The organism is Neobacillus niacini (assembly GCF_036961885.1).
Classification (GTDB): Bacteria; Bacillota; Bacilli; order Bacillales; family Cytobacillaceae; genus Neobacillus; species Neobacillus niacini_H.
On sequence record NZ_JBALNQ010000032.1, the window covers coordinates 1 to 8,257 of the forward strand.

General features: G+C 38.2%; 7 protein-coding genes and 2 other annotated features. Of the genes, 6 read left to right on the plus strand and 1 reads right to left on the minus strand.

Going from position 1 to position 8,257, the window contains the following annotated elements; all coding sequences use genetic code 11:
- The first annotated feature begins 296 nt into the window (after positions 1-296).
- From V7124_RS14845 to V7124_RS14870, 6 genes are all read left to right on the plus strand, one after another.
- Positions 297-968, plus strand: a complete 672-nt coding sequence (locus tag V7124_RS14845) for a TorD/DmsD family molecular chaperone (protein ID WP_335490369.1) — start codon at positions 297-299, stop codon at positions 966-968.
- Positions 961-3,354 (plus strand): DMSO/selenate family reductase complex A subunit, encoded by a 2,394-nt coding sequence (locus tag V7124_RS14850; RefSeq protein WP_335490372.1) that lies wholly within the window; start codon positions 961-963, stop codon positions 3,352-3,354. The genes V7124_RS14845 and V7124_RS14850 overlap by 8 nt, the downstream gene beginning before the upstream one ends.
- Before the next feature lie 3 nt (positions 3,355-3,357).
- Positions 3,358-3,948: a DMSO/selenate family reductase complex B subunit gene (locus V7124_RS14855; RefSeq protein WP_335490375.1), complete on the plus strand. Its 591-nt coding sequence runs from the start codon at positions 3,358-3,360 to the stop codon at positions 3,946-3,948.
- 27 nt (positions 3,949-3,975) lie between these two features.
- Positions 3,976-4,878 carry a 4Fe-4S binding protein gene (locus V7124_RS14860; RefSeq protein ID WP_335490378.1) on the plus strand — a complete coding sequence of 301 codons (903 nt, stop codon included), beginning with the start codon at positions 3,976-3,978 and terminating at the stop codon, positions 4,876-4,878.
- Positions 4,879-5,069: 191 nt separating this feature from the next.
- Positions 5,070-5,867, plus strand: coding sequence for a DUF2935 domain-containing protein (locus tag V7124_RS14865; protein WP_335408172.1), 798 nt, complete (start codon positions 5,070-5,072; stop codon positions 5,865-5,867).
- 56 nt (positions 5,868-5,923) lie between these two features.
- Positions 5,924-6,049: a hypothetical protein gene (locus tag V7124_RS14870; RefSeq protein WP_335408170.1), complete on the plus strand. Its 126-nt coding sequence runs from the start codon at positions 5,924-5,926 to the stop codon at positions 6,047-6,049.
- A gap of 45 nt (positions 6,050-6,094) precedes the next feature.
- On the opposite strand, the gene V7124_RS14875 is transcribed toward V7124_RS14870, so the two are convergent.
- The gene (locus V7124_RS14875) at positions 6,095-7,372 is read right to left on the minus strand and encodes an MFS transporter (RefSeq protein WP_335490381.1); all 1,278 of its coding nucleotides are present in this window, start codon (positions 7,370-7,372) and stop codon (positions 6,095-6,097) included.
- Between the two features lie 160 nt (positions 7,373-7,532).
- Positions 7,533-7,784, plus strand: a binding site (T-box leader).
- A gap of 218 nt (positions 7,785-8,002) precedes the next feature.
- Positions 8,003-8,251: a binding site (T-box leader), on the plus strand.
- Positions 8,252-8,257: the final 6 nt, after the last annotated feature.

Sequence of the window (8,257 nt, forward strand, 5' to 3'; positions counted from 1 at the left end):
ATCTACAAGTGTTTCAACTGTATGACCAGTTATATTCAATGAAATCATCCTTTGCAAAATATTTACCATTATATTATATACATACTTCGAGGGCAACTAAAAATATTTCACTTATTGACCATAAATTGTTATCAAAATATGGATGACTTTTATGAAATAAATGTGAACTATTTTAAATTTAATATTTATTTAATAACTATCCAGTAAAATTGAATTATAAGAAGTAAGGAGGGAAATTAAGGGGGAAGCTTGCCTAAAATGTTTGTGAAAATAATCACAAGAATGGAGGTATACATATGTCAACAACGAAAGTACGCTTACATACCGAGTTAGAAATATTTTTACAATCAAGGAAGAATTTTTATCAACTTCTCCAGTTATTGTTTTCAGATCCTCTTCATGGAGAGACATTAATGCAGATAAAACAAAATCACACCATTCAAGAACTACTAGAAGAAATTCATGAAGGTGGGAAAATCCTGCATCGTTATTTTGAACACTTATCAGAGGGCCAAATTAATCAAGAACGAGACGAATATAATCGTTTATTTGTCGGACCGGGACCTCTCGTAGCACCAGCATGGGAATCTTATTACCGGAGCAAAGAACAACTGCTATTTGATAATTGTAATTATGAAGTTAGAAAGCAATATCATCAATTTGGACTGCAAAATGTTAGAGAAAATAATGAGCCTGATGACCATCTACTTTTAGAATTAGAATTTATGATTTATCTTGCTGAGTTATCAATTAAGAAAATAGAGTCCATTGAATTAGTAGATTTACTTTCAAGCCAAATTTCCATCTTAGAAAATCATCTTTCTGTTTGGATTCCGTATTTCTGTAAAAGAATCATTGAAAATACACACAGTCAGCTTTATTTAGGGACCGCAATCTTGCTTGAAGATTTTATTGGTTTTGATTTGCAATCCCTGACTGAGGAAAAGGAGGCATTAATCAATGTCTGAGGGAAATCCATTAAAGAATGTATTGACGAATAAAATGCAGCGTAGAACGTTTTTGAAATGGTCTGGGGCAATAGGTGTTCCTGTTATCGCGGGTGGCGTTGGAACCAAATTATTAATTGACAAGCAAAACGAAGAGAAAGTGGCAAGTGCAAGCGATTGGGATAAGGTTGTTTCCACTTGTAGTGTTAACAACTGTGGGGGTCGCTGTGTCATAAAAGCGTATGTTAAGGATGGTGTGGTTGTAAGGGTTGCTACGGATACGCAGGAAAGTGGTGATCCATCGATTCCACCGCTTAGAGCATGTGTACGCGGCAGGAATTATCGAAATCTCCTCTATCACCCTGATCGCCTTAAGTATCCAATGAAGCGCGTTGGAAAACGTGGGGAAGGGAAATTTGAAAGAATTTCATGGGAAGAGGCTGTAGAAACAATTGCCTCTGAAGTGAAACGGATCGGTGATCAATATGGCCCTGAATCAAGATATGATAACTATTCATCGGGTCAATGCTGGGGACTCCATGGTGGTAGCACAGCTGTAAGAAAATTATTATCAGTCACCGGTGGTTTCTTAAACTTCCGAAATGATTACAGTTCAGGAGCAGGAAACGTTGCCACTCCATATACCTATGGAACCAATAATTCCGGTAGCAGTTTCGATTCTTTACTGCATTCAAAATACATTATTTTGTGGGGACAAAATCCATCTGAAATGATTTTCTCCACCCCGTACCGCGAATATTTAATGCAGGCAAAAAGAAATGGTGCAAAAATAGTGGTCATTGATCCTAGGTATACAGATACGGCCATTTCCTATGCAGATGAATGGATACCCATTAAGCCAACCACAGATAATGCGATGATGGATGCAATGGGTTATGTAATCGTAAGTGAAAAACTACATGATCAAGCGTTTCTAGACAAGTATTGTGTTGGTTTTGATGGCGACTATATGCCTGAAGGAGTAGCGAAGGAAGAATCCTTGAAAAGTTATTTATTAGGCGAAAAAGATGGAGTGGCTAAAACTCCTGAATGGGCAGAACGGATTTGCGGTGTACCAGCGGATAAAATTCGTGAAATCGCCAGAAGCTATGCGACCATAAAACCTGCTGCACTAATTCAAGGCTGGGCAGCACAACGGCAGGCATATGGCGAGCAATTCATGCGGGGCGGCGCTCAGCTGGCTTGTTTAACAGGAAATGTTGGTAAGTTAGGTGGCTGGGCTGCCGGGACAGGGTATTGGAATCGTTCGAACATTGTTTATCCTATATCCTATGATAACCCGGTAAAAGCGTCGATTCCATGTTTCCTCTGGACAAAAGCAGTTGAACAAGGTACGGAAATGACTGCAGCAGATGGACTGCAAGGAACAGATAAGTTAACAACGAATATTAAACTAATTTTTAATATGGCAGGAAATATGCTAATTAACCAGCATGCTGATATTAATAAAACCAAACAGCTTTTGGAAGATGAGAGTAAGGTGGAATTTATTGTCGTCAGCGATCTCTTTATGACTCCGAGTGCGAAATATGCAGATATCATCCTGCCTGGAACAACGTTTTTAGAGCGGTATGACATCGGTGTTCCATGGTGTTTTGGTGATTATGTTGTATTTGGTGATAAAACCATTGACCCACTATACGAGTGCAAAGATGAATATGATGTATTTGCAGAAGTTGCAGATAAACTAGGCGTTAAGGAACAATATACAGAAGGCAGGACCATTCTCGATTTGGTAAAAGAAAGTGTGGAGAGAACGCGCAAAGAACTGGATCCAACCTTCCCAACCTTTGAAGAATTCCGTAAAAAAGGAGTTCACCATTTTAAATATGATGAACCATTAGTTGGCTTTAAGCCACAAATGGATGATCTCGAGAATAACCCATTTGAGACACCGTCTGGCAAAATTGAATTATTTTCAAAGACACTTTGGGATATGAATCAGCATGACGAGATACCAGCGATTGCAAAATATATTTCTTCATGGGAAGGTCCGGAAGACCCGTTAATAGAGAAGTATCCATTGCAGCTTATCAGTTGGCATTATAAGCGCAGATGTCACTCTACTTATGATAATATGCCTTGGCTTGAGGAAGCAGCCAAACAAGAGATGTGGTTGAATCCTAAAGATGCGGAAAAACGCGGAATTAAAGATGGAGATAGGGTTCAAGTATTTAATGACCGTGGCAGTTTAGTTATTGATGTGAAAGTAACTACACGTATCACTCCTGGAGTAGCAGGTATTCCGCAAGGAGGCTGGTACACACCTGACAAGTCGGGTATTGACCAAAGGGGATCAGTAAACGTGTTAACATCACAGCGGCCGACTCCACTGGCTAAATCAAATCCCCAACTAACAAATCTTGTTGAAGTTAAAAAAGTGTAGGGAGTGACTATTTTGGGTCAAATAGGATTTTATATCAATCAGAGCTTTTGCCAAGGCTGTAAGGCTTGCAGCGTTGCTTGTAAAGATAAAAACAATACAGAAGTAGGGATCAACTTTCGCAGAGTTTATACAAAAGAAGAAGGTACTTATGTGCAGCAGCCGAATGGCGGTCTCGTCCATAATGTGAAATCATATTATTTCTCCATTTCTTGTAATCATTGTGATCAGCCAGCCTGTGTTTTAAGCTGCCCAACAGGTGCAATAGTAAAACTAAAGGAAAACGGTGTGGTTACGATTGATCAGGAGATTTGTGCTGGGACACAATTATGCGTAAAAGCCTGTCCTTACGGTTCACCGCAATATAACAAAGAGACCTTTAAATCAAATAAATGTAACTTTTGTATAGACCTTCAGGAAAAAGGCGAAGATCCTGTTTGTGTTGCGACCTGTCCATTAGGAGCGATTGAATTTGGTCCGATAGAAGTACTCCGAAAGAAATATGGAGACATTAACCAAATTAAAGGAATGCCAAGTGCAACAATTACAAAACCAAACCTTGTAATCACACCGCACAGGGATGCAAAACTAGTTTAAAGACTTCAAAATTAAGTTGGTGATTATATGTCAATCCTCGTAAATTGGCTTGAGAGCCTACATGAAGAAATGAAGGTTACCAATAAGTGTTCCAGAGAGTGGAATCGAAAGTCAGCATGCAATTATTGTATAGAGAAATGTGAACATAACGCAATTGAGGTAACAGCTGACTTACTGATCATTGATACAAAGAAGTGTACGATGTGTGGGGAGTGTATGATTACTTGCCCATTGTCTGCGATTGAAGGTGTCTCAAGTAACCGGATCTTCGAAAAAGGAAGTCTCGTCTTTGATGGAAGTTATGTACCTTCTATCAAAGAAATGTTAATTTATAAAAAAAGAGGAATGACAGCCATTCAAATTGCGCATCAACCCTTAAATCAGGAATGGCAAAATGTCTTGCGTGTTACAAATGAACATTTACAGGTGCTTGATGAGGATCCAATTGTTGTTATTGGGAAAGTTGAGGATGAGGTTCTTACAAGAAGAGCGTTCTTTGGCACTTTTCAAAAACAAGGAAAACAGCTTGCTAAAAATATGGCTCCAGCAGCATGGAAGATGGAGAAGGATGACTGGAAGCTATCCAAGTATTATTTGAACTATCAATTTTTCTCTGTAATAGTAGACATAGATAAATGCACTCTGTGCAAGGCTTGCTTTGGACTCTGTTCAGAAGACGTATTTCAAATAATAGATGGCATGCTGCAAATTGAAAATCAAAAGTGTGTGAATTGTACAGTCTGTACCGATGTCTGCTCAGAGAATGCCATTAAGATTCAACTAGATGTAACAATAAAAAGTGAACAGTTCAAATCAATCCATTCAAAGAATTGTAAAGACTGTGGACAGAGCTTTTACACATTTGATACTGAAATCGAGAAATGCCATGTTTGCATCAATAGGGATCCTAATTGGTTAAGTCCGTATTAGAAATATTGAACGAAAGCGCCAGAGATGGTGCTTTTTTCGTTGTTTGAAGTGGGCTGGAGTGACCGAAAAGTATTCAAGAATCACGATTGGGTCAATGTAAAAAAGGTATTTCGAATCATAAGAATCAATTATCATGAATAAATATCTTAAGTGAACTTGGCAGTTAAGGTAGGGTTAAGGAGGATGCTACAATGGATGATTATTTTGAGCAGACTGCAAGATTTGAACACCAATTTTGGTTGCAAATCCTAGGCGATCATTCACGTTTTATTCTTGAGGCGCTAGCTCCAGTTGAAACCGAAGATATTAATAAGGCAAAGAGATTTATTGGAGTTTTTGACACTCTTCTTGCAAAAAGTAAATTGGAAAATAGTATGCAAGTAACATCAGAATCAATAGAAGCAGCATTAGAAATAAGAGAATTTAAACTCAGCTTACTCAAAAGACATTTGCTGGGTAAGATTAAAATACATCTTTCGCCAACTTTTATAAATCATATGCTGAATGAATTAGATGAATATTTGCGGATTTTAAAACACCTGGAACTCAAGCAGCCGCCTCCTGTGTATCATGAACTCCACCATCATCTAATTTGGTTGTTAGACGCGGCTGGTCATGCAGGGGCAATTTCCGATAATTTGGACAGTGTTGAAAAAAGATTGAAAGAAAAGAGTGATTTATACACAAAGCATTTCGAAGATTTTTATTTAAAAGCAGTAGAAATGGCAGGGTATTTACGAACAAATTTAACCACTTTTCCAGCATTGGATAGGATGAACGAAGATGTTTCATTAGAGATGAAATTGTTCCAAAATTTCCTTCAAGAGTTAGAGGAGCTAGAAATAACGACTCAAGCTTTAGGTACCTTTTCTGGACTAATGGCTGATCACATGTACCGAGAAGAATGCTATTATTTAACAAAGCTAGCACAATCAACGAACCTAGATAAACCAAACTGTAATCCTGCAAAACCTCGAATAAATGAATAGAATGAATTCTTTCCATTTGGTTAAATTATAGCCATCTTAACATAGGTGGTGAGAATGTGACTAAACGGAATATAAAAACAAAATCTGGTCTACAAAGTGCGAAGAGTCTAACTAGCGAAGAATTTGCCAATGAGATGACTCCACAGAGCAAAAAGGCAAAGAAATCGAAGCCAAACACATAGTAAACCTGTTACGCCAAACATAAAGCGCCGGTGAACCCAGCGCTTTTAATTTGCTTTTTTTTCACCAGGTTTAATCGCAATCATTGCAACAAATGCTGCAATGATACTCAGACCACTCAGTGTAATAAAAATCCAGTAAGTTGCCTGCTTCATCAACAACGCAATAATCGGAGGGCCTGCTGCGACTCCGATAAATCTCATAGAGCTATAAATAGAGGAAATGGTTCCACGCTCTTCTTTTTCAATTCCGGCGGTAATAAGAGCGTCCAGACATGGCAGTCCAATACCAATTCCAACGCCGGCTATTAAAAACATACTTAACATAAACCAAAGCTTTATCGAAAACCAAAGTGCGGCTATAGATATTGCCGCGGCAACTATACCTCCAAAGGTAAGCCATTTCATTAAAACCTTGTTGTCCTTGATTATCTTTCCTGCTATAAAGGATGATATGCAAAGCGCCCCAAGAGGCAAAGCTAAAAACAAGCCTTTTTTTACATCTTTAATCCCATATTCCGTTTCAAAAATTTCAGAAAGGTAAAATAATATACCAAATAGGACCAACATCAGGATACCGCCAATAAAAAAAATCGCATATAACCATTTTCCCTTTTCTGTAAATGTCTTTTTAACATTTGTGAAAAATTGTTTAAACGGAATCGGTTTTGCTGCCTTTGGACTTTTTACTAATAGAGCTACCATAATCACGGAAATGGTACAAAAGATTGGAAATGAAAAGAAAGGTAAAAACCAAATAAAGCCTGCAAGTACAGCCCCTAATATCGGGCTAAGAACTTTTCCAAAAGTATTGGAGGTTTCAATTAAACCTAGACAGCTGCTGACATCATCATCATTTTTAAACAAATCACCAACCAAAGGAAGTACAATTGGCGCTGCTCCAGCTGCTCCAACACCTTGAAGGGCACGTCCAACTAGGATCAACCAGTAGGCATCGTCCAACCTCCAAGCGGCCCATCCAGATAGTAAGCCGCCTAACCCAGCGATAATGAGACTGGGTATGATTACCTTTTTCCTGCCAATATGATCAGATAAGTACCCGGCGACCGGGATTAAGAAAATCGCTACAATTGAATAAACGGTGATGATCATGCTAGTCTGGAAGGCGGAAATGGATAATTTTTTCTCCATTGATGGCAAAACGGGTATTAACATGGAATTACCCAGTGTCATCACAAGCGGAATGGATGAAAGTGAGAGAATGGCCCACTTTTGTTTCGATATCTCTCCTGTTTTTTTCTTTTTACCAGCGGCGGAAGATTTTTTGCTTTCAGAATCCTGGTTTAATCGTTCAATATAATCCATTATTCCTTCACGCCTCCATATGATGTGCTAACGTTAATATTGACATCTTTGTTTCAAAATAAGTATCCTTTAAATGGAATAATAAAAGAAATATATACTCAATTTTCTAATAATTAATGTTGACAATAAGCTTTAAAATGGTTTATTATAAAAATCAATATGAAAGGCATTGATGAAGAGTAGTAACTTTTACGGATTCTCTAGAGAGCTGATGGTTGGTGAAAATCAGTGTAGACGTATTAGTGAATGGACTTCGGAGCCTCCAAACCGAACCTCCTATAGGGTCAGTAGGCTTTGGCGAAATCCTCATCGTTAAAAGAGGCAGATATTCAAGCAGATGTTGCTTCGATATCGGTTAAGTGAGCTGATTTTTAGCTAATGAAGGTGGCACCACGGGTCTTCCGTCCTTTTTGGATGGAGGGCCCTGTTTGTTTTTAATTAAGGCTCTTTTCTTAAACTTTGTTACTTTTTATAACAAAAATTAATAATTAGCTGTGTTTTCGCAGAAAACAGCTTAATAAGAAAAGAGCTTGCAAACTAAATTCAAAGATGCAAAATAACTATTTTCACGTTAAAATCGGCTTTAAGATTTTAACAACAATCGTTACAAAAATAGCCTTAACCAAATAATGTAAATCAATGAACAAGAGTAGTACACTTATTTTATTCTTTAAAGCGAGTCGGGGATGGTGAGAGCCCGATAAGAAGGGATTTGTGGAATGGACTTGTGAGAGGCAGCCTGAACTTTAGTAGGGCCGCACGGAGTTCCACCGTTAAAAGGATAGGATATCGGACTTTTTGGAGTCCTGTATCTGAAAGAGGAAGCTGAAGAATCAGTTTCAAACAGAGGTGGCACCACGACTAAGAATCGTCCTCTATACGCAT

Coding starts and splice junctions, on each gene's coding strand:
- V7124_RS14845 (WP_335490369.1), top strand. CDS start 297: ATGTCAACAACGAAAGTACGCTTACATACCGAGTTAGAAATATTTTTA.
- V7124_RS14850 (WP_335490372.1), top strand. CDS start 961: ATGTCTGAGGGAAATCCATTAAAGAATGTATTGACGAATAAAATGCAG.
- V7124_RS14860 (WP_335490378.1), top strand. CDS start 3,976: ATGTCAATCCTCGTAAATTGGCTTGAGAGCCTACATGAAGAAATGAAG.
- V7124_RS14865 (WP_335408172.1), top strand. CDS start 5,070: ATGGATGATTATTTTGAGCAGACTGCAAGATTTGAACACCAATTTTGG.
- V7124_RS14875 (WP_335490381.1), bottom strand. CDS start 7,372: ATGGATTATATTGAACGATTAAACCAGGATTCTGAAAGCAAAAAATCT.